This window comes from Streptomyces griseoloalbus (assembly GCA_014650015.1).
Lineage (GTDB): Bacteria > Actinomycetota > Actinomycetes > Streptomycetales > Streptomycetaceae > Streptomyces > Streptomyces griseoloalbus.
The window spans coordinates 34,464-54,758 of record BMUD01000001.1 but is presented as its reverse complement, the minus strand read 5'-3'; the positions used below and the strand labels follow the sequence as shown (position 1 = coordinate 54,758).

Below are 20,295 nucleotides of genomic sequence, written 5' to 3'. Positions count from 1 at the left end.
CCGTACGGCCCGTCATGGGCATGACCTCCATCACGGCGATCGCCGCCGGTCTGCTGACCATCGGCTGCTCCGCGGGCCTCACCGACAGCACGGCGCATGTGACGCCGACCCCGCCGGCCATCGCGGCCACTTCGACAGCGCCCGCCACCGGATACGACGGTCTGACGGGCCTCCCGCTGTCCGCCTACGGCACCTCCGAGCAGGACGACGTCCTGCTGCACCGGACAAACGAGGCGCTGGTCGCCCGCTGCATGCAAAACCGGGGATACACAAGCTATTCAGGCCAGAAGAAGACCCAGGCTGCCGCGAAGACGAAAGAAGAAAAAGAAGCGATCCACCCGGCCGGCGCCTGGGGCTACATAGGCAGTGCGACCGCCAAGCGCATCGGTTTCCACGTCGCCGTACCCCTTCCAGCCACCCAAGGCCCGACCGGCCGGGAATTGAAGGACTACAACGCCTGCTGGGACAAGGCGGACAAGCAAGTGCCCTCTCTCGCCGGCACCCGGGGTTGGAAGCTCACCCAGGACTTGTTCGGACAGTCGTTCCAGCAGGCGGCCGCCGACAGCCGGGTCGGTGCCGCGCGTGAACACTGGTCGGACTGCATGAGCACGGCGGGACATCCGGCCGACGATCCCGAGGAGCTGGCCAACGGCTTCCTGAACGCCGAGAAGGCGACCGGGAAGGAGATCGCCGCGGCCACGGCCGACGAGTCCTGCACGCTGTCATCGAATCTGGCCGCCGTCTACTTCGCCGTCCTCACCGGATACCAGCAGCAGCTCATATCCGCCAACGCCGAAGTCCTGACTGGCTACAAGAAACAGGTTCAGGCGCAGGTCGACCGGGCCGCACACCTCCTGGCCGCGTCCGACACGAACTGAATCGGAGCCTCACCCCTCGACTCCGGACGGCACTGCGCCAGACCGCACCACCGTCCGGCCCTCCAGCACGACACGAGAAGGAGAACTTCCATGAACCAAGCAGCCAAACGAGTGGTCCTGTCCGCGCTGACGACCGTCGTGGCGGCGACCTCACTCACCCTTGCCACCACGACGCAGGCGTCCGCGATCGGCCAGGTACCGTGCAGTACGGGCGAGTTCCTGCAGATCGACATCCACCCGACCCTTGGGCCCACCCAGACCTTGTGTTACGCCAACGCCGGAACCTTGGAATTCGCCAGGGGCTGGTGGATCACGAAGATCTCGACCGGCAACAACCGGGTCCAGTGGCACGGGGACGGAAGGTGGCAGCCCGACACCCCGATCAACAAGTGGACCGTCTTCACCTGGCCGAATCACCCGGGTGGGGTCAGTGTAACCGGAATCAAGATTCTCTGAACCGTCAGTGGTAGCGGGGGCGTGGTCCTGTCCGTTCGGTCCGAACAGTCGTAACGTCCCCTGGCGGAGCTGTGTCCGCAGCCCCGCCGGGGGGGGCTCGCGAGGCCGGTATCCAGACAGCCGCGCCGACGGGACGGCCCGGAAACGACCACACCTGGCCACGTCCACGGCCATCCGTTTCCGGGGGCCCGGCGCAGGACCTGCCCTCCATCACGGGAGCTCCGTCGAAACGGCTCCGCAGGATGACGACCCGGCCCGCGGTGTCCGTAGCGTTCCCATCGGCCTTGGCGGTCACGCCGGGCCTTCGATGAAAGGGTTTCGAGGAGAACACCCATGCATCAGACAGTTAAGCGGGCGGCCCTGGCTGCGCTGACGACTGTGTCCCTGACGGCTTCCCTCATGGCCGCCACAGCGACGAACGCGTCGGCGATCGACATCGTCCCCTGCGGAAACCGTGAATACCTCCACGTCACAGCGCACCTGGGCAGCACCACTCTGGACGAGAACTTCTGCTACGCCAACGCCGGCCAGAGCCCTGTGGGGGGCGTCCGGGACTATTGGGTCACCCGGATCTGGACAGGTAACAACCGCGTCCAGTGGTATGGGGACGGAAGGTGGCAGCCCGAGCAGCCGATCGGCAAGTACACCGAGATGACCTGGCCGAACCACCCAGGTGGGGTCAGGATATACGGCATCAGGATCCTCTGATAACCGGCGGAAACGGGCACCCGCCAGATTCACCGCCACCCGGCCCGGGCCGTGTCCGGTCCCGCGCGGACGCAGTCGACGTAGTGCATCGGCGAAGGCACCGGTCAGGCCGATGGCATCGGTGAGATCGGCCGACAGCAGGGGCCCGGCCATGTGGTCGCGAACGCCACATGGCCGGGCTGCTCGGCCTGCCGCCAGCCGTCCTTCCGCTCGGCGCCGGACAGCAACCCGAGCACGAACGCACGGCGGTGACGCGCGGCTCACCCCCCTGAAGCGGCCCGCGATCCGGGCCACGGCAAACATCGCCAGCCAACGGGCGTGCACCTGCGGGAGAAGACTCTGTGGCGCATGCCCTACGAGACCTGCGCGCGGGCGCAGGAGATCCTCGGCGTCAACATCGAGGACTTGGAGCAGGACTTCACGGACCGGCGTCGAGGACATCGGGGTCTTCGCCCGCGTCGCCCCCGAACACAGGGTCACCATCGTCCGCGCCCTCTCCCGGCGCGGGCGCCGTTCCTCCTCCCCAACCCCCTACCAAGGAAGCGGAATCATGTGAGCTGACGAACGGGATCAGTCGAAGCGGTCTGGTTGTCGCAGGTGAGGCATCCGACCTGTCACACTCGCTCGTTCGGCAGTCTTTCTGTCACCACAAGCGAAGACCGAGATGTCGCGGCTCCTCATGGCGGTTCCATGGGTCGTGGCCGCTACACGCGCGAGGTCGGGCGTGTGTCGGCCACACGGTCACGTAGAGGCACTCATGGGACAGGCCCGGAGTCGTCGGGTCACGGAAGACAGGTGATGGACATGCGGACTGAGGCCGCCAAGCGGGTTGAACTGGTTTTCTCCCTCTTCGACGCCAACGGCAACGGAGTAATCGACTCCGGAGACTTCGACCTGATGACGGGCCGGGTTCTGGAGGCGGCGGCCGCGTCGGACGACGGCGCCAAGGCCGCCATCCGGGCGGCGTTCCGCCGTTACTGGACGACGCTGGCCACTGAACTGGACGCCAACGGCGACGGTGTGATCACCGTGGACGAGTTCCGTCCGTTCGTGCTCGACCCCGAGCGTTTCGGCCCCACGATCACCGAGTTCGCCGAGGCTCTCGCCGCACTCGGCGACCCCGACGGGGACGGTCTGATCGAGCGCCCCCTCTTCGTGTCCCTGATGACGGCGATCGGCTTCGAGGAGGCGAACATCCACGCCCTCTTCGACGCCTTCGGCCCGGACGCCGAGGACCGCATCGCCGTGGGTACGTGGGCCGCCGGCATCGAGGACTACTACGCGCCGGACCTGGCCGGGATCCCGGGCGACCGGCTCGTGGCTGCCCGGTCCGTCTGACACGGCCCGTGAGGGGCAGCGCCGGGCGCGGGCGGCGACCGCTGCGACGCGACCGGCTGCCCCTCCACCGGGACGCGTCCCACCGTGCGGGCCCGCGGCAGGCCCCGTCCCCAGCTCCCGTGCGGACGTCGTCGTGAGCGCTGCGGGCGTCATGGCCGTGACTTGTACGCGAACACCCACCGGTTTCCCTCCAGTGCGTCGTTCGTCTCGGGGAGGGGGCCACGTCCGTGCCGACGGGTGAAGTCGAAGGGCGTGTACATCGAGGTGGACCAGCCCTTGGCCGTCAGGTCGCCCGCGGAGTCGGGTCGCGGCCCCTTGTCGAAGAGGTGGAGCAGGTCGATACCGGTCTGTTCTCGCGTCGCCGTGTAGATCGGGCTGTCGCGGTACAGCATCAGGTCCTTCTCCAGCTTGGCCTCGAAGGCCAGGGCGCTGCCTTCGGTGGTCAGCCTGTCCACCGTGTCGACGAGGTACGTCTCGGCGGGGCCCGGCAGGTAGAAGAGGAGTCCCTCGGCCAGCCAGACGCTCGGTGCCGCGGGGTCGAAGCCGACGTTGGTCAGCGCGCCGACCCAGTCCGCGCGCAGGTCGACCGGTACGGTGACGCGCTTCACCTTTGGGGTGGCCGCCAGGTCCGTGAGCACCTGGTGCTTGAATTCCAGCACGCCCGCCCGGTCGACCTCGAAGACCTCGCAGCCGGACGGCCAGTCCAGCCGGAAGGCACGCGTGTCCAGCCCCGCTCCCAGCAGGACCACCTGCCGGGGGCCCGTCCGGACCGACCGGAGCAGGAAGTCGTCGAGGACCCTGGTCCGCAGGCCGAAGTAGCGGGCGAACCGCCCCCACAGCGGGTTGCCGTCCCCCTCCGGGACCTGCTGGATGCGCACCGGCCAGTCCGCGCACGCCGGGGCAGCGCGCACGAAGTGTTCCGCGTAGGTGTCCTGAGCCAGGCTGTCGTCGCGGTAGGTCTCGATCGCCCGTGCCGCGGCGACCAGGAAGGCGGTCAGGCCCACACCTCCGTCCACGCCTTCCACGTCCGTCCGCTGCGGTGCCGTGCCGGTCATGTCTCCTCCGTTGACGGAAGTGGGGACCACGAGCTTCCTGCTCGTCGGATGCGGTGGGTCCGCGATGCTGGGGGCCGCGCTCACCGGCTTCTTCCGGTCGGGAGCAGGACGGGTTTGACCACGCGGCCGGCGCCGCAGTCGCGCTCGGCCTCGTTGATGTCGGCCAGCGGGTAGGTGCGGATGAGCTGGTCGAAGGGGAAGCGTCCGGCCTGCCAGAGCCGGATCAGCAGCGGTATCAGCAGTGCGGGGACGGCGTCCCCTTCGCAGATGTGGCGGATGCTGCGGCCCTGGTCGAGCGTGCCCGGTTCGAGCGGCAGCGCGGTGCGGATCCGTGCCACCAGGCCGAGGCTGCCGGTGGGGCGCAGTGCCCGGAGTGCGTCGTTGATGAGCGGGGCTGAGGCCGTGGTGTCGAGCGCGTACTGCGCGCCGCCGTCGCTGACCCGCCGGATCCACTCGGCCAGTCCGGCCGTCTCGGCGGGCAGCGGGATCGCGCCGAACCGCTCGGCCAGGGCCAGCCGCCGGGGGTGCCGGTCCACGGCCACGGTCAGCGCGCCGGCGGCGGTGGCCGCCATCACCGCGGCCAGACCCACGGCTCCCGCGCCGATGACGACGACGGTGTCACCCGGGCCGGCGGCGAAGGTGTTCAGCACGGCTCCGGCGCCGGTGAGGAACCCGCAGCCGAGCGGCCCGAGCAGTTCGACGGGCAGTGCTCGGTCGACCCGAACGGCGTTGCGGGCCGAGACGAGTGCGTACTCGGCGAAGGAGGACTGGCCGAACCACCGGGGGGCCAGCGCTTCCCCGGCCGCGTCGGTGAGCCGCGGCGCGTCCTGTGCGCGTCCCCCGAAGAGATTGAGGGAGGCGAAGGAGTCGCAGTAGGCAGGGGCCGCGCCGCGGCAGTTGCGGCAGTGCCCGCAGGAGTCGAAGCTCAGCACGACGTGGTCACCCACGCCGATGGTGGTGTCCGGGCCGCCGCCCGTCCGCACCACGACCCCGGCCCCTTCGTGGCCGAGCACCGCCGGCAGCGGGCTGCTGCCGGCCGCTCGCCGGACCCCGAGGTCGGTCCGGCACATCCCGCAGCCGGCGATCTGGACCAGGACCTCACCGGCGGCGGGTTCCGTCCGCAGGGCCACCTCCTCGAGCGTGAACGGATCCTCGTACGAGCGCAGTACGGCCGCCTGGAACCTCACCTCACACCTCCTGCGGACGGTGGACGACGAACGGCCGCAGGTTGCCGTACAGCCCCCACGCTCCGCCCGCCACGCCGACGCCGCTGTCCTTGACGCCCGCGAAGGGCTGGGCAAGGGACAGTTCGGCGTGGTGGTTGATCCAGGCCGTGCCGCATTCGAGCCGGTCGGCCACCGCCTCGGCCCGGTCGAGGTCGGTGCCCCACACGGACCCGCCCAGCCCGAAGCCGGTGCCGTTGGCGGCGTCGACGGCTTCGTCGAGGCTCCGGTACGGCAGTACGGGCAGGACCGGACCGAACTGCTCCTCGGTCACCACCGGGCTGTCGGGCGGGACGTCGGTGAGGATCGTGGGGGCGAAGAAGTTCCCCCGCCCGGCCGGCCGGTGGCCGCCGGCCGCCGCCCGGGCGCCGTCCGCCAGGGCCCGCCGCGTGATCTGCTCGACCCGGGCCAGCTGGGGGGCGTTGTTGACCGGTCCCAGCCGGGTGTCCGGGTCGAGGCCGGGCCCGACGGCGACGGTCCTGGCGCGCTCGGCGAGGGCTTCGACGACCTGGGCGTGGAGCCGGGCCGGGGCGTAGACGCGTTTGACCGCCATGCAGACCTGCCCGCAGTTGCGGAAGGCGGCCCAGAACAGCCGGTCCGCGATCCGGTCCACCTCGACGTCGTCCAGCAGGACGGCGGCGTCGTTGCCGCCCAGCTCCAGGGTGACCCGGGCGAGCGAGGCCGCCGCCGCTTCGGCCACGGTCCGCCCGGTGGGCACCGAGCCGGTGAAGGTGACGTGGCGGATGCCGGGGTGGGAGGCGAGGCGGGCGCCGAGCGGTTCGCGGCCGGTGACGACCGTCAGCACGTCCTCGGGCAGGACGGTGGCGAGGACGGAACCGAGCAGCCTGGTGGCGAGCGGGGTGAAGGGGGACGGTTTGAGGATGACGGTGTTGCCCGCCGCGAGCGCGGGCGCGAACTTGGCCGCCGCGAGCTGAAGGGGGAAGTTCCACGGCACGATCGCGGCGACGGGTCCGAGGGATCGCCAGCGGATCTCGCTGTCCACGGGCCGGCCGTCGGTGATGCGCCGGGTCCTCGGGGCGAGGTCGGCGAAGTAGCGCAGGCGGGCCGCCGTACGGGCGATCTCCGCGTACGACTCGGTCAGGGGCTTGCCCTGCTCCCGGGTGAGCAACCGGGCGAGGTCCTCGCCGGCTGCCTCCACGGCGTCGGCCGCCACGCGCAACGCGGTGGTGCGGGCGGCGGGGTCGGCGCGCCAGCCGTGCCAGGCCCGCCGGGCCCGGTCGACCACGGAGTCCAGCTCGTCCGGCTGCTGGTCGGGGGCCTCGTCGAAAGTCTTCCCGGTGGCCGGGTCGACGACGGGGAAACGCGCGGCTCGGTGGCCGGGGACGCGGTCGGGCTCGGAGGCCGGCATGCCGGTGGTCAGTTCGCGGCCGGGACGCCGGCCGCCTGCTCCCGGGCCTGCCGGTCCATCTCCGCCCGGAAGGCGGCCACCAGGTGGGGCTGGATCCGTCCGGCGTTGCGGTCGCCGCCCTCGCAGACCGCTCCCCGCACACCCACGATGTCCGTGCCGATGCGGGTCAGCGCGCCGAGGTCGCTTCGTTCGACACTGCCCGCGAGGGCGGCGAGCAGACCGGACGTGTGGGCCCGACGGACGAACTCGGCGCACAGGTCCGGCGGAACGTGGTCGAACAGCCGCGTCCCGTCCTTGACCGCGGTGTCGAGCATGGCGGCGTCGGCGCCGGAGCGGGCGGCGATGTCGGGCAGGGCGAGCGGGTTGACGCAGCCGATCCGGTGGGCGTCGGCGTAGCCGGAGGCGACGACGAGCGCTTCGGGGCGGTGGTCCTTCACCGCCCGGACGACCGCGCGCATGACCTCGATGCCCTGACCGGGCGTCGTGCATCCGTAGAGGCCGACCTTGATGTACGTGGCGCCGGAGACGACCGCGCCGAGCGCGGCCTGGGCCACCGTGCCGGGCTTGTACGGGACGTCTCCCACGGTGGCGGACACCGGTTTGTCCGTCGGCACCGCGTCGCGGATCTCCCTGATGACCCAGGGGAAGTTGGCGCCGAGCGAGCCCTCGTCGGGCTTCTTGACGTCGACGATGTCGAGGTGCTCCGCCGCCTTGGCACAGTCGAGGGCTTCCTCGACACCGTCCGGGGAGATGAGAAGCAACACCGTGAACTCCTTCCGCCGCCGGTCCGCCCGGCCGAGGCGCAGGGGATCGCGGATGACGTGGCTCGTGTGCGGTGGGCTCATCATTTCCGCCGCCCCCGGGCGCTGGTAGGGCGTGCGGAGTTGGCCCGTGGCGCTCGTGCCCTCGCGCAGTGGGCCGCGCGCACCGGCGTGGACCGGCACGCGATCGTCCGGCTCGTGCGCCTCCGGCCGGTGGATGTCGGGGCCGTCCACGCGTCCGTGGGGACGGCCCCGGTCCGGTGGGTCGGCCGGTGAGCTCGCTGTTGTGCTCCCCACCCGCGATGAGGCCCCTTCGAGACAGCCGGGGGCATGCCCACGGGTTGCCGGCGCGTGGTGATCGCGACGCGGAGCGGCCTCATCATCGACGTCCGAGGCGACCCCGCCCCCCTGCGGGCGCACCCGCGCCAACGGCCTCGCGATGCCCACAGGCCGTCCGGAACGATCCGTCCCCACCGTCCGCTCCCCAGGGCCACGGCACCACTGCCAACCGGCCGGGTGGGACACAGCCTTCAGGGGCGGGGCTCCAGCACCTCCAGAGCGCCGCTCCGGGTGTCGTAACTGCGCAGGGTGGTGAGCCGGACCGACAGCGGCGGCGCCGGCAGCAGCTCAGAGACCCGCCGGTCGGTGAAGGCACCGGCCCGCCGGGTCCGGCCAAGGGTGATGTGCGGGCTCCAGCGCCCGGGTTCATGGAGCGGGTTGAGGGTCTCGGGCGGGCTGTCCGAGGCCACCGCCTCCCACACCCTGCGCTGCAAGCGGGCCAGCACGGAGTCGAGGTCCAGCGCCCAGGCCAGCACCGAGGTGGGCCGTTCGAAGCGGACCAGGCCGGTGAACCGCACCGGCAGCGGCAGGGAGGCAGCCACCTCGGCAAGCTCCCAGCGGATCGGGGCGGTCAGCTCCGGACAGGTGGCCAGGGTGAGGTGCGGGCTGTTGGTCGGTGAGCGGTGGCGCGCCTGACTGGGCAGTCCCGCGTCCGCGAGCCGCCGCCAGGCCTCCCGGACCGCCAGCTCTGCCGCCTCGTCCAACAGGATTTCGACCGTGCGCACCGTCGCAGCCTACCGGCGATCGCCCGCGGAGCGAGGTCTGCGACCCCATACGGAGCCACCGAGGAGGGCGGCGACGCGATGGGGGTCCCCCCACGCGAGCGGAGCCGAGCGTGGGGGAGTCGGCAACCGACGACGACGCGGCAGATGCGCGTGCCACGCTCCGCGACGCCGGCATGATCCAAGCGACAGGCCCTAGTGCTGCGGGGGCTGCCAGTGCGGGTTCTGCTGGGGGTGGGGCGGTTGGGCGGGCTGCCCGTACGGGGGCTGCTGGGGCTGCTGGGGCTGCTGCGGGGTGTAGGGGCCGGGAGCCTGGGCCGGGGGCTGGGGCGGGGCGCCGTACGGGGTGGGCACGGGCGGGGTGCCGTAGGCGGCCGGGGCCTGGGGGGCGTACGGCCCCGGGGCCTGCTGGGGGTACGGCATCGAGGGCTGGTGGGGCTGAGACGGCTGATGGCCGTAACCGGGGGCCGCGCCGGGGGCGCCGTACGGGCCGCCGCCACCGAAGGGATTGCCGTGCCCCGGTATCTGACCACCCGGGGGCAGGTAGCGGACCCGGCCGGTCTCGTCCGTCACCGGGGCGAACCCGGCCGCCTGCAACCGGGCCGCGAACTTGGCGTTGCGCTTGCGGGTGACGACGAAGCCGATGCCGAGGATCGCCATGACGACCAGCCACACCACGGCCGCGACGACGAAGTCGTCGGACGAGCCGCCCGCCTGGTAGGCGAAGAGCACACAGCCGATGGAGACACCGAGGGCCCCGTACCCCATCCGCTTCTCGGCGCTCTTGCCGGTGAGGTCGAAGTTGATGCGGGCCTTGAGGAGTTCGAAGGCGTCCGGCACGAGCGGCGGCACCGACACCCCGTCGCCGGCGTTCGGATACTGCGCCCAGTTCTGCGCGGCGCGGGCCCGGGCGTGCGGGCTCGGGTCGGGCACGATCAGCATCTTCAGCTGGCTGTTGTTCCCGCCGCCCTGCCGCACGTCCGCGTACTCGTAGCCGAACTGCTGGGCGACGAAGGCGAGTCGGGCGAGCTTCTTCACGGACGCCATCGCACTGGTGAGCTCCACCGGCTCCCCGCTCGCCATCAACCGCAGCATCTTCTGCGTCTGCCGCTTGCTCATCCGTCCAAGCCCCCTGGCCACACTGTTCACTTACGCAACCGGGGCAGTCTCGCACGGTCCGCGACAACGCGGTAGCGCGATCGGATCCCTGGGCGGCCGGCGTCTGCCGGTGATCGATGTCTTCGACGGCGACCGGCCCACTCATCAGAGGTGGATGCCGGCCCGCCGCAGCCCGGCCCGAACCGTCCGTCCGTCCGACCGCCCGAGCACCCTGCCCGCGCCATCGAGGTGAGACGGCACGGCCGCTGCCACGCAGCCGGGCATCGCACTGCTCACCGGCCAGGAGAGGGACGCGAGAGCTCTTCGGTCACCAAGGACGGGATCCACCACGCGACTGAGCTCGCCCGGGCCGAGAGCACCGACCGGCTCGGCCGAGGCAGACGTGACCTCAGCCTCGATGCGCCGCGCCGGACCTGCCCCGTCCGCCGGCGGAGCGCTCCGTGCTGCCGTTCGGCCACAGGCGTGGCCTGCGCTTCGCCGCCAGATCCTCGACCCAGCCGACCGCGAGGACCATCAGGCCGATCAGCGGCCAGACCAGGGCGAACATCCAGATGGTGTAGGCGCCGTCGAGCGCGGCGACCGCCCGCTCGCTCTGCATGAACGGGAGCCGGTACAGCAGGTCGATGATCGGCACCGTCGCCATGATGAGCAGGTTGTGCCACAGGTAGATGGTGACCGCCCGGTTGTTGGAGAGCGTCACCAGCTTGTCCCACTTCGCCAGGCGTCCCGGGAGTTCCTGCCACGACGGGGAGTACTGGAGCAGGATCACGACGAAGCCGAACGACCAGGTGGCCTGGGCCAGCGGGATGTCATTGAGGTCCCAGCCGTCGGCGCCCAGATGGTTGGAGGCCCACCACAGGCCGAACGCCATCACCAGGGATGCGCAGGAGACGGAGATGTACCGCGGGATCTGCTTCAGCAGGCCCTCGTGGTGGGCGAAGCCCAGCATCCAGCAGCCGCCGTAGACCGCGAAGTCGGTGACCGCGTTGCCGGTCTCCCCGGGAATGGTCATCAGACCCGTGCCGACGATCGCCGTCAGGCCCAGCGGGGCCAGCAGGGTCGGCCAGGGGGCCCGGCGGAACAGCCACAGCAGCAGCGGCGACGCGATGACGAACCACAGATAGGCACGCAGGTACCACAGCGGCCCCGCGGCCTGCACCGCCCAGGTGTCCTCCAGCAGGCCCGACTTGGAACCGATGTGCCAGGGGTAGGGCGGGGCGCCGATCGGGACGAGGTAGTTGAACAGCTCGACCAGGCCCCAGGTGCCGCCGCGGTCCGGGTCCTCGGACGGGTTCCAGCCATTGGCGAACATCATCGCCAGCACGACCACGGCGAAGATCCACAGGGGCGGCAGAAGGCGCCGGACCCGTCCGCGGATCACGCCGAGCGCCGGACGCTTCAGTGAGCGCGCCATCAACGAGCCCGCCAGCGCGAACATCACGCCCATCGACGGAAACAGCACGGTCAGCCAGGCCCAGCCGAAGAGGTGGTACACCACGACGCGGACCAGGGCGATGGAACGCAGCAGGTCGAGGTAACGGTCACGGCCCGGCTTCGTGGGGGCGGCCGGCGCGGCGGCGGGATCCGCTACGTGCGCGGGCCCGTTCGTTCGCTGCTGCGGTACGGCGTACGGGGCCCCCGGGGGCCCGTCCGCGTTCCCCGCGTACGGCGTTCCGTACGGTCCGGTCGGCTCCGGGCTCGTCCCCGTGCCGGTCGTGTGTCCGTGGGTCATGCCACGGGCCTCCGATCATCGGTGCGCTGCGCGCGCCTGCCCGGCACCGCCCCGCCGACCGGCGCCTCGACGACGCCGGTGCGCCGCAGCTTCTGCCAGCGCAGGCGGCCGCCGGTGAGTGCGGTGATCCAGGACTGGAGCAGCACGACGTACATGAGCTGGCGGTAGAGGATCTGCTGCAGTGGCAGCGAGATGAGGTGGGTCATGCGTTCGCGGTCGAGGCGGAAGGCGTAGGCCGCGCAGACCGCCTGGATGGCCAGGACGCCCAGCCACGCCACGATCGTCTTCTCGGTCGGGCCGAAGACGATGCCGTAGAGGAGGAAGACGTCGATCAGCGGGGCCAGCAGCGGGGCCAGGACCATGAACAGGGAGACGAAGGGCAGGCCCACGCGGCCGAAGCGGCCCGAGGGACCCTTCTCGACCAGGGACCTGCGGTGCTTCCAGATGGCCTGCATGGTGCCGTACGACCAGCGGTAGCGCTGGGACCACAGTTGCTGGACGGTCTCCGGGGCCTCGGTCCAGGCGCGGGCGTTCTCCGCGTAGACCACGCGCCAGCCGGCCCGGTGCAGCGCCATCGTGACGTCGGTGTCCTCGGCGAGCGTGTCGTCGCTCATGCCGCCGATGGGCTCCAGCGCCGAGCGTCGGAACGCGCCGACGGCGCCCGGGATGGTCGGCATGCAGCCGAGGATGTCGTACATCCGGCGGTCCAGGTTGAAGCCCATCACGTACTCGATGTGCTGCCAGGCGCCGATGAGGCTGTCCTTGTTGCCGACCTTGGCGTTGCCCGCCACGGCGCCGACCCTGGAGTCGCCGAAGGGCTGGACGAGTTCGCGGACGGTGGACGGTTCGAAGACGGTGTCGCCGTCCATCATCACGACGATGTCGTACCGGGCGTTCGCCAGGCCCCGGTTGAGCGCGGCCGGCTTGCCCGCGTTGAGCTGGCGGATCACCCGGACGTTGGGCAGGCCCATCGCCTCGACGATGCGGGCGGTGCCGTCGGTGGAACCGTCGTCGATGACGAGCACCTCGATCGGGTGGTCGCTCGCCATCAGGGAACGGACGGTGTTCTCGATGCACTTGGCCTCGTTGTACGCCGGGACCAGCACCGTCACCGGTGCGGTGACCGGCGGGCCCCAGCGGAAGTTCCTGCGGCGGACGCGGCGGGCGTGGGCGCCGGAGAGGAGGAGCATCAGGACGAAGCGGCCGATGACCAGGGTGCCGATGATCGCCAGGCCCACCACCAGGACGTCGGTGATGTGCTCGGAGGCCTGGACCAGGAAGATCCACGCCCTGCCCTTCCAGAGGTCGGCGCCGGTGACCGGGCTGTGGGCGCTGGGCGCGTCCAGGGCCTCGGTCAGGTTGTCGAACTCGTAGCCCTTCTCCTTCAGGTCGGGCAGGAACCTGTCGAGCGCCGCGACGGTCTGGCTGCGGTCGCCGCCGGAGTCGTGCATCAGGACGATGGCGCCCTGGCCGCCCTCGGGCGTGGCGCGGCGGATGATCTCGGCGACGCCGGGCCGCTTCCAGTCCTCGCTGTCGGTGTTGTTGACGACGGTGAGGTAGCCGCGGCTGCCGATGTACTGGGTGACCGGCCAGGTCACGTTGTCCATCGCCTCGGCGAAGGAGGAGTACGGCGGGCGGAAGAGCGAGGTGCGGATGCCGGCCGCGCCGGTGATCGCCAGCTGGTTCTGCGACAGCTCCCAGTCGATGCGCTTCTTGGACTGGAGGGAGAGGTCGGGGTGGTTGAAGGTGTGCAGGCCGATCTCGTGGCCCTCGTCGACCATGCGCTGGACGAGGTCCGGGTAGCGGGAGGCCATGGTGCCGGTGACGAAGAAGACCGCGTGCGCGTCGTGCTTCCTCAGCACGTCGAGCACCTTCGGCGTCCAGGTCGGATCCGGGCCGTCGTCGAAGGTGAGGACGAGGCGGTGGTCGGGCACGCTCAGGCTCTGGGTCTGCCCGGCGCGGGCGTCGATGACCGGGCCGCCCTCGAGTATGTCCTCGGGCACCTGGGTGGTGGGGGCGGGCTTGCCGACGCGGTGGTCGGCGAGGATCTCGCTGTGCACGTAGCCGCGCAGCATGAGCATGGCCGCCAGGGCGACGAGGACGAGCAGCGGAAGCAGCAGGCGCAGGGGCACGCGGCGACGCGGGGAGCCGTCACGGGCCGGGCGGGCGGCGGCCCGGTGACGGTGGGTGCGGGATGCCATCAGATGACGTTCTCCGAGGACGGTGCGGCGGGGGCGGTGGACGGCTCCGGCTGCGCGGCGGAGCCGTCGGCGGCGACGACCGGCGGGTCGGCGGGAGCACCGGCGACGTCGTCGGTGCCGACGGCCTCACCGTCGCCCGTGGGGGCGGTCGTCCCGGGGTCCGGGCTGTCCGGCAGCGGGGGGTCGGGGGGCTGCGAGCTCGGGGTCTCGTCCGGAACCGTGGGGGTGGCGTCGTCGTCGCCGGTGGCCGGCTGCGTGGTGTTCACCCGGGGCGACGTCGGTGTCGGGTCGGCGGCGTCCGGCTGGTTCGCGGTGCCGGCGGCACCGGTCGCGGGAGCGGTGGCGCCGGGCGTGGGCGGCGTCGTGGTGGTGCCGGTGGTCGGCGTGCCGCCCGGGAGGAGGCTGCTGCCGGAGCTGGGGACGGCGTCCGTCTCCGCTGGCTGCGGCGTGGTCTCGACCTTCCCCGCGGGTTTCTTCTCCTGGCCGGGGACGGGCATCCAGGGTGCGTCGGAGTTGCCGGACAGCAGCGTGGCGACCATGACGACGGCGTACCCCGCGCAGGCGAGGCCGACGGCCATGCCGATACGGCGGTAGAGCCGGCTGCGGCGGCCGGACTCGTCGACGAACACGGGCCCGCCGGGGGCGTCCTGTCCCGCGCCCGCCCGGCCCGGCGACCGGTGCAGCACGCCGCCGTCCCCTATCTGCACGGCGTCGAGCTGAACCGTTACCTCGTGCGGGTCGTGGGTGGCGGCGGCCTCGCGGGCCTCCTGCCAGGGGTCACGGACGGGGGTGCGGGACGCCGTCGGGGTGGAGCCGGTGAAGCGGGCCGTGTCCTCCCGGGAGCCGGCTGCGCCGCGGTCCCCCGGGGGACGCGTTCCGCCCGCCGGAGAGGAGGGCCGTGTCACCTGGGCGCCGGGAACACCTGCCTGCTGGCGGGGGATCCGCAGGGCCGTGGTGCGCTCGACGTCCCAGGGGCCGTCCGCGCCGCCCTCGAACCCGGCCGGCCCACCCGTCCGGCCCACGGACGGTCCCGACCTGTCCGGCGCCGCGGGGACGCCGGCGTCGCCGCCGGTCCGCGTCCCGGGACGCCCGGCGGGATCCGTACCGGGAGAGGCCTCGGGCAGGACCCGGGTCCTGTCGTTGATCCGCAGGGCCGTGGTGCGCTCGACCTCCCAGGGACCGTCCGCGCCGCCCTCGAACCCGGCCGGCCCACCCGTCCGGCCCACGGACGGTCCCGGCCCGTCCGGCGCCGCGGGGACGCCGGCGTCGCCGCCGGTCGGCGTACCGAAACGTTCGGCGGGATCCGTACGAGGAGCGGCGCCCGGCAGGACCTGGGTCCTGTCGTTTCCGCCGGAGAAGACACCGAGACGGGCCCACCGTTCCTCGAGGGAGTCGGGACCGGCGTCGGCATCCGCCTCACGACGGGCCGCAGTGCTTCTGGTGGGCTTCTCACTCAGAGGCAGGACCCGCGTGTCGGGCAGGTACCCGTCCTCGTCGTTCTCCGGGGACTCCTCCGCCGCCCCTGCGGCGTCAGGCCGTTCCGGTTGGGCGTCTTCTCGCCATTTTTTCACGCGCACGCTCTTCCCCCCAGGGACACTTCCGGCGCGCGGACGACCCGAGCACCTCGCCGGCGGACCGGGCCCCCACCCGCTCCGAGCGCCCCGTTTATCACATTGTGCTCGGGCACTGAATGTAGCGCACGCGAAGGTTCTGTGTTTCCCGCCCACTCATTCGTGTCGGTAGTGAGACATCACGAGGCCGTCATCACGGCCGTGTCCGCGTCCGGAAGCCACCCATCCGTGGGCCGGCGCAACCAGCCCTCCTCGGCGGCCAGATCGGCCGCAGCCCTCCGAAGTCCGTCCAGAGCGGGATGAACCATCCCCTTTCGCCACACCAACGACACCGGTGACAGCGGAACCGGCTCCACGAGAGGCCGCAGCACCGTCGAGGGCATCGGTGGGAAATCGACGACGGCGAGGACCGGGTGGCGCGTCACGGCCATCACCCGCTGGAACTCCTCCTCCCCGACGGCCAGCGGCGCGGGCGGCGCGAGTGCGATCCCCCGCCCGTCGAACAGGAGTCGGGCGAAGTCCGTCCACTCCGGTGTACGAGGGTTCCCGGCCCCGGCGTACACCGTCTCGCCGGCCAGCTCGGCCAGCGGCACCTCGGCCAGCGCGGCCAGCCGGTGGTCCTCGGGCAGCACGACCGCCATCGGCTCGTAGCGCACGGGCTGCTGGTCGAGCCCGGCCCGCAGCGCGGGGGCGAGCCCCGCGAACCGCCCGAACGACGCGTCGAGCCGCCCCGCGAGCACCTCCCCCGCCGCCCAGGTCAGCCCGCTCTCGTAGCGGGCCATGAGCTCGTGCGCGGGGGCGAGTTCGCGGGCCCGGTGCAGCACACGGCGCGGGGTCTCCAGGCCCGGGGAGTTGAGATCCACCAGCAGGGGCCGCGCCTGCCCGGCGGCGGCGAGCAGGTCGTCCTGCGCCCGGAGCACCGCGCGGGCGTACGGCAGCAGGCGTTCGCCGTCGGAGGTGAGCGTCACCTGGCGGGTGCTCCGGACGAACAGTTCGCTGCCCAGCTCCCGTTCCAGCCGCCGTACGTCCCGGCTGAGCGCCTGCTGGGCGACGTAGAGGCGCGTGGCGGCACGGGTGAAGTGCAGTTCCTCGGCGACGGTCACGAAGGCGCGCAGCAGGCGGGGTTCGAGGTGGGCGGGGGCGGGCATCCCGTGAACTTACAACACAGGTGCGTGAATCGGCACCGGGAAGGTGTTGGACCGGCCAGGAGCTCCCGGGTGACGGTGGGGACATGCCCCAGCCGACCTCCCGTTCCCGGGACACTCCCCTGTTCACGGTCACCGCCGACAGCCTCGTCGCCGTCGACTTCGGCCCGCGCACCCGGCGCGGATCCCGCGCGAAGGGCCCGTACCGCCGTCTCTTCGCGCTGCCCGGCACCCGTGCGTTCACCGCGGGGAACCTCATCGCCCGCCTGCCGATGGGCATGTTCAGCGTGAGCGCGGTCGTGATGATCGCCGGAACCCGGGGTTCGTACGCCCTCGCCGGCGCCGTCACCGCGACGGGCCTGGCGGCGACGGCGGTGGTCGCCCCGTGGACCGCGCGCCTGGTCGACCGGTACGGGCAGGCCCGCGTCGCCCTGCCCGCCACGGTGTTCGCCGTGCTCGGCTCCCTCGCGCTGCTGCTCTGCGTACGCCACGGGGCCCCGGACTGGACCCTGTTCGCCTCCTACGCCGCCACCGCCACGACCCCCAACACCGGCGGGATGTCCCGGGCCCGCTGGGCGCACCTGCTGAGGGGGAACGCCGACGCCCTGCACACCGCGAACTCCTTCGAACAGGCCGCGGACGAGCTGTGCTTCATGCTCGGCCCGGTGCTCGCGGCCTTTCTGTGCGGGGCGTTCTTCCCGGAGGCGGGCACCCTCGTGGGTGCCGTGCTGCTGCTGACGGGTGTGCTGTTGTTCACCGCCCAGCGGTCGACCGAGCCGCCGGTCGAGCGGCGTCCCTCCGGGCGGGCCCCCTTCCGGACGCCCGGCATGCGCCCGTTGCTGCTCGTCTGTCTCGCGACGGGCGCGGTGTTCGGCTCGACGGAGGTCGTGACGCTCGCCTTCGCGGACGCGCGGGGACACCACTCGGCGGCCGGCGCGGTGCTCGCGCTCCAGGCGGCCGGTTCCTGCGTGGCGGGGCTGGTGTACGGGGCGATACGCCCGGCGGCGGCGTCCGCGCGGTCCCGGCTGCCGTGGTGCCTGGCCGCGATGGCGGCGCTGATGACCCTGCCGCTGCTCGCCGCCGGCCTCACCGGCTCGCTCCTGGTCCTGGCCGGGGCCCTGCTGGTCGCCGGGATGGCGACCGCCCCGACCATGGTCACCACCATGACCCTGGTGCAGCGGTACACCCCCGAGGGGCGGCTGAACGAGGGCATGACGCTCGCGGTGACCGGTCTGCTCGGCGGGATCGCCTGCGGCAGCGCGGCCGGCGGCTGGACGGTGGAGCACGCGTCGGCGGTGGCCTACCTCGTCCCGGTGGCGGCGGCCGCGACCGCCCTCCTCGTCTCCCTCGCGGCACTCGCCCTGTCCGGGCCGTCGCACCGCTTTCTGTTCGGGCCGTCGCACCGCTTCCTGTCCGGGCCGTCGCACCGCTTCCTGTTCGGGCCGTCGAACCGCTCCACCGAATCCCGCGCACCCCATTGACGACCACAGGTCCCGCACATACCTTCACCCGTCGAAGCGCTTCGACGGCGTTCGGCGACTTCGGCGATCGTTTCGGCATCCCCACGGACCAGTGTCAGGTGAGGACCCCCCGATGGTGAAGATCACGGATGTGGCCCGGCGCGCCGGGGTCTCCCCCAGTACGGTCTCGTACGCGCTCAGCGGCAAGCGTCCGATCTCCGACGCGACCCGGCGCCGCGTCCAGGCGGCCGTACGGGAGCTGGGCTACCGCGCGGGCGGCGGTGGCCGCGGGGCGGCCGGCCGCAGGTCGCAGGTGCTGGCCCTCGCGGTGCCGATGCGCTCCGGCGTCCATGTGCCGGTGGTGACGCAGTTCGCGGTGTCGGTGGTCGCCGCCGCCCGCGCCCACGACCACGATGTGCTGCTGCTCACCCAGGGGGAGGGCGAGGAGGGGATCGGGCGGGTCGCGGACACGGGGCTCGCGGACGCGGTGATCGTGATGGACGTGCAGCTCCAGGACACCCGGCTGCCGTTGCTGCGCTCCGGGTCCTTACCGTCCGTGCTGATCGGCGTGCCCGCCGAGCCGGACGGGCTGACCTGCGTCGATCTGGATTTCCGGGCGGCCGGTGAGCTGTGCGTGGACCATCTGGCACGGCTCGGGCACCGGGTGGTGGCGCTGGTCGGCTCCCCGCCGGAGGTGTACGTGCGGCGGACCGCGTTCGCGCGGCGGCTCGTGGAGGGCTTCACGTCCGCCGCGGACCGGCACCGGCTCACCTCCGCCGTGTACCCGTGCGGCACCGGCCGGGACGCCGCCCGCGCGATCGCCGAGCGGCTGGTGCGCGAGCTGCCCGCGCTGACCGGGGTGGTCGTGCACAACGAACCGCTGATCGATCCGCTGATCGAGGCCTTCGGGCACCTGGGGCTGCGCATCCCCGGCGATCTGTCCCTCACCGCCGTCTGCCCGGCATCCGTCGCCGCGTCGGCCCGGGTACCGGTCACCTCGGTCGCCGTGCCGTCCGCGGAACTGGGCACCCGCGCGGTGCACCTGCTGGTACGGAAGCTGGCGGGAGCCGCCGTACCGCAGTCCACCCTGCTGCCGCCCCGGCTGACGGAACGGGCCAGCACGGCACCGCGCGGGGCGTGACGACCGGTTCCGCCTTCTTCAGCCCAGGTCCCAGCCCTTGCCCAGCCGGTACGCGGCGCACAGGTTCACGTCCAGGAAGTACGCCCCGGCCGCCCCGCACTGCCCGTCACCGCTGCCGGGATCGACGGGCTGCCCGTGCCCCATGCCGGTGAGGCCGTACGTCTCGACGACCGGGTTCCCGCCCGGCCCCCGGAAGACCTGGTGCGGATACCCGGCGACGGTGTCGGCGACGTCGGCGGTCCGGTCGGCGCCGTGCACATCGGTCCACTGCTCCACCAGGTCCGTCATGTTGGCGGGCTTCACCGTGTAGTCGGCCGTGCCGTGCAGGACGGTGAGGGCGGGCCAGGGGCCGGTGTACCCGGGCCGCGCGGCGCGCACCCGGTCGCCCCACTGGGCGGGGGCCTGGGTGGCACCGACGTACATGCACACGTACGGCGATCCGGCGGCCTGCGCGCACCCGTACGGCAGTCCGGCGACGACACCGCCCGCGGCAAACTTCTCCGGGTACGCCGCCATCATCACGGCGGTCATCCCGCCGCCGGCGGACAGGCCGGTGACGTACACGCGCGAGGCGTCGCCGGAGACGTCGGCGAGCTGCCGGTCGACCATCTGGGCGAGGGAGGCGGCCTCGCCCTGTCCGCGCCGGATGTCGGCGCTCCGGAACCAGTTGAAGCACTGGCCGGGGTTGTTGGCGCTCTGCTGCTGCGGCAGGACGACGGAGAAGCCCCAGCGGTCGGCGAGCGTGGTCCAGCCGGTGCCGGTGGCGTATCCGGCGGCGTTCTGGGTGCAGCCGTGCAGGGCGACGACGACGGGCCGGCCGGCGGGCAGCCCGTCGGGGACGTACCGGTACATCCTCAGGGCGCCCGGATTACTGCCGAAGCCGGTGACCTCCTGGAGGGAGGCCGCCGAGGCGGGGGCGCCGGTGACCTTCCGGAGGGACGCGGCGGAGGCCGGGGCGGGGTGGAGCAGGACGGAGAGGAGGGCGGCCAGGAGGACCGTCAGGACGATGGGGCGGCGTAGTGCGGCTCTGGTCTGCGTCATGGGGAGGGAAGGTAGAAGCGTGAACCACGCCCCGAT

The 20,295-nt window shown here is 72.4% G+C and carries 17 protein-coding genes and 1 pseudogene; 7 read left to right on the top strand and 11 right to left on the bottom strand.

The window, feature by feature from the left end; all coding sequences use genetic code 11:
• Window positions 1–20 precede the first annotated feature (20 nt).
• The 5 genes and pseudogenes from IE178_RS00220 to IE178_RS00205 all read left to right on the top strand — a co-directional run bounded on the left by IE178_RS00220 (window position 21) and on the right by IE178_RS00205 (window position 3,380).
• Window positions 21–878, top strand: a complete 858-nt coding sequence (locus IE178_RS00220) for a hypothetical protein (protein WP_318279756.1) — start codon at window positions 21–23, stop codon at window positions 876–878.
• A 90-nt stretch (window positions 879–968) separates the two neighbouring features.
• Window positions 969–1,334, top strand: coding sequence for a beta/gamma crystallin domain-containing protein (locus IE178_RS00215; protein WP_184760322.1), 366 nt, complete (start codon window positions 969–971; stop codon window positions 1,332–1,334).
• 333 nt (window positions 1,335–1,667) lie between these two features.
• Window positions 1,668–2,042, top strand: a complete 375-nt coding sequence (locus IE178_RS00210) for a beta/gamma crystallin domain-containing protein (protein WP_184760321.1) — start codon at window positions 1,668–1,670, stop codon at window positions 2,040–2,042.
• 318 nt (window positions 2,043–2,360) lie between these two features.
• Window positions 2,361–2,453: pseudogene (locus tag IE178_RS35605) on the top strand (integrase/recombinase); the annotation flags it as partial.
• A gap of 393 nt (window positions 2,454–2,846) precedes the next feature.
• A complete protein-coding gene (locus tag IE178_RS00205) occupies window positions 2,847–3,380 on the top strand; it encodes an EF-hand domain-containing protein (protein WP_184760320.1) in 534 nt (177 codons plus the stop codon).
• A 149-nt stretch (window positions 3,381–3,529) separates the two neighbouring features.
• Here IE178_RS00205 and IE178_RS00200 read toward each other — a convergent pair whose 3' ends face one another.
• The 10 genes from IE178_RS00200 to IE178_RS00155 all read right to left on the bottom strand — a co-directional run bounded on the left by IE178_RS00200 (window position 3,530) and on the right by IE178_RS00155 (window position 16,620).
• Complete coding sequence (locus IE178_RS00200; RefSeq protein WP_193510844.1) at window positions 3,530–4,435, bottom strand: class I SAM-dependent methyltransferase; 906 nt, start codon at window positions 4,433–4,435, stop codon at window positions 3,530–3,532.
• A gap of 80 nt (window positions 4,436–4,515) precedes the next feature.
• Complete coding sequence (locus IE178_RS00195) at window positions 4,516–5,622, bottom strand: NAD(P)-dependent alcohol dehydrogenase (protein WP_184760318.1); 1,107 nt, start codon at window positions 5,620–5,622, stop codon at window positions 4,516–4,518.
• Between the two features lies 1 nt (window position 5,623).
• Window positions 5,624–7,027: an aldehyde dehydrogenase family protein gene (locus IE178_RS00190; protein WP_184760317.1), complete on the bottom strand. Its 1,404-nt coding sequence runs from the start codon at window positions 7,025–7,027 to the stop codon at window positions 5,624–5,626.
• An 8-nt stretch (window positions 7,028–7,035) separates the two neighbouring features.
• On the bottom strand, window positions 7,036–7,791 hold the full coding sequence (locus IE178_RS00185) for a (5-formylfuran-3-yl)methyl phosphate synthase (RefSeq protein WP_193511165.1): 756 nt from the start codon (window positions 7,789–7,791) through the stop codon (window positions 7,036–7,038).
• Between the two features lie 527 nt (window positions 7,792–8,318).
• Window positions 8,319–8,852, bottom strand: a complete 534-nt coding sequence (locus IE178_RS00180) for a 2'-5' RNA ligase family protein (RefSeq protein ID WP_184760316.1) — start codon at window positions 8,850–8,852, stop codon at window positions 8,319–8,321.
• 192 nt (window positions 8,853–9,044) lie between these two features.
• Window positions 9,045–9,968 (bottom strand): hypothetical protein, encoded by a 924-nt coding sequence (locus tag IE178_RS00175; RefSeq protein ID WP_193510843.1) that lies wholly within the window; start codon window positions 9,966–9,968, stop codon window positions 9,045–9,047.
• Window positions 9,969–10,356: 388 nt separating this feature from the next.
• Window positions 10,357–11,700 (bottom strand): acyltransferase family protein, encoded by a 1,344-nt coding sequence (locus IE178_RS00170; RefSeq protein ID WP_184760314.1) that lies wholly within the window; start codon window positions 11,698–11,700, stop codon window positions 10,357–10,359.
• The gene (locus IE178_RS00165; RefSeq protein WP_193510842.1) at window positions 11,697–13,901 is read right to left on the bottom strand and encodes a bifunctional polysaccharide deacetylase/glycosyltransferase family 2 protein; all 2,205 of its coding nucleotides are present in this window, start codon (window positions 13,899–13,901) and stop codon (window positions 11,697–11,699) included. Before IE178_RS00165 ends, IE178_RS00170 begins: the two co-directional genes overlap by 4 nt.
• Window positions 13,901–15,472, bottom strand: a complete 1,572-nt coding sequence (locus tag IE178_RS35600; protein ID WP_318279754.1) for a hypothetical protein — start codon at window positions 15,470–15,472, stop codon at window positions 13,901–13,903. Before IE178_RS35600 ends, IE178_RS00165 begins: the two co-directional genes overlap by 1 nt.
• A gap of 179 nt (window positions 15,473–15,651) precedes the next feature.
• Entirely contained in the window at window positions 15,652–16,620 is a 969-nt protein-coding gene (locus IE178_RS00155) for a LysR family transcriptional regulator (RefSeq protein WP_193510841.1), read from the bottom strand.
• A gap of 83 nt (window positions 16,621–16,703) precedes the next feature.
• On the opposite strand from IE178_RS00155, the gene IE178_RS00150 reads away from it, so the two are divergent.
• Both IE178_RS00150 and IE178_RS00145 read left to right on the top strand, forming a co-directional pair.
• Window positions 16,704–18,098, top strand: a complete 1,395-nt coding sequence (locus tag IE178_RS00150; protein ID WP_318279753.1) for an MFS transporter — start codon at window positions 16,704–16,706, stop codon at window positions 18,096–18,098.
• 112 nt (window positions 18,099–18,210) lie between these two features.
• The gene (locus IE178_RS00145) at window positions 18,211–19,218 is read left to right on the top strand and encodes a LacI family DNA-binding transcriptional regulator (protein WP_184760310.1); all 1,008 of its coding nucleotides are present in this window, start codon (window positions 18,211–18,213) and stop codon (window positions 19,216–19,218) included.
• Window positions 19,219–19,236: 18 nt separating this feature from the next.
• On the opposite strand, the gene IE178_RS00140 is transcribed toward IE178_RS00145, so the two are convergent.
• On the bottom strand, window positions 19,237–20,259 hold the full coding sequence (locus IE178_RS00140; RefSeq protein WP_193510840.1) for an extracellular catalytic domain type 1 short-chain-length polyhydroxyalkanoate depolymerase: 1,023 nt from the start codon (window positions 20,257–20,259) through the stop codon (window positions 19,237–19,239).
• Window positions 20,260–20,295 lie beyond the last annotated feature (36 nt).

Bases quoted from the DNA above. Each gene is read 5' to 3' on its own strand.
- IE178_RS00205 (WP_184760320.1), top strand. From the start codon at position 2,847: ATGCGGACTGAGGCCGCCAAGCGGGTTGAACTGGTTTTCTCCCTCTTC.
- IE178_RS00220 (WP_318279756.1), top strand. From the start codon at position 21: ATGACCTCCATCACGGCGATCGCCGCCGGTCTGCTGACCATCGGCTGC.
- IE178_RS00150 (WP_318279753.1), top strand. From the start codon at position 16,704: ATGCCCCAGCCGACCTCCCGTTCCCGGGACACTCCCCTGTTCACGGTC.
- IE178_RS00165 (WP_193510842.1), bottom strand. From the start codon at position 13,901: ATGGCATCCCGCACCCACCGTCACCGGGCCGCCGCCCGCCCGGCCCGT.
- IE178_RS00175 (WP_193510843.1), bottom strand. From the start codon at position 9,968: ATGAGCAAGCGGCAGACGCAGAAGATGCTGCGGTTGATGGCGAGCGGG.
- IE178_RS00210 (WP_184760321.1), top strand. From the start codon at position 1,668: ATGCATCAGACAGTTAAGCGGGCGGCCCTGGCTGCGCTGACGACTGTG.
- IE178_RS00215 (WP_184760322.1), top strand. From the start codon at position 969: ATGAACCAAGCAGCCAAACGAGTGGTCCTGTCCGCGCTGACGACCGTC.
- IE178_RS00155 (WP_193510841.1), bottom strand. From the start codon at position 16,620: ATGCCCGCCCCCGCCCACCTCGAACCCCGCCTGCTGCGCGCCTTCGTG.
- IE178_RS00145 (WP_184760310.1), top strand. From the start codon at position 18,211: ATGGTGAAGATCACGGATGTGGCCCGGCGCGCCGGGGTCTCCCCCAGT.
- IE178_RS00170 (WP_184760314.1), bottom strand. From the start codon at position 11,700: ATGACCCACGGACACACGACCGGCACGGGGACGAGCCCGGAGCCGACC.
- IE178_RS00200 (WP_193510844.1), bottom strand. From the start codon at position 4,435: ATGACCGGCACGGCACCGCAGCGGACGGACGTGGAAGGCGTGGACGGA.
- IE178_RS00190 (WP_184760317.1), bottom strand. From the start codon at position 7,027: ATGCCGGCCTCCGAGCCCGACCGCGTCCCCGGCCACCGAGCCGCGCGT.
- IE178_RS00140 (WP_193510840.1), bottom strand. From the start codon at position 20,259: ATGACGCAGACCAGAGCCGCACTACGCCGCCCCATCGTCCTGACGGTC.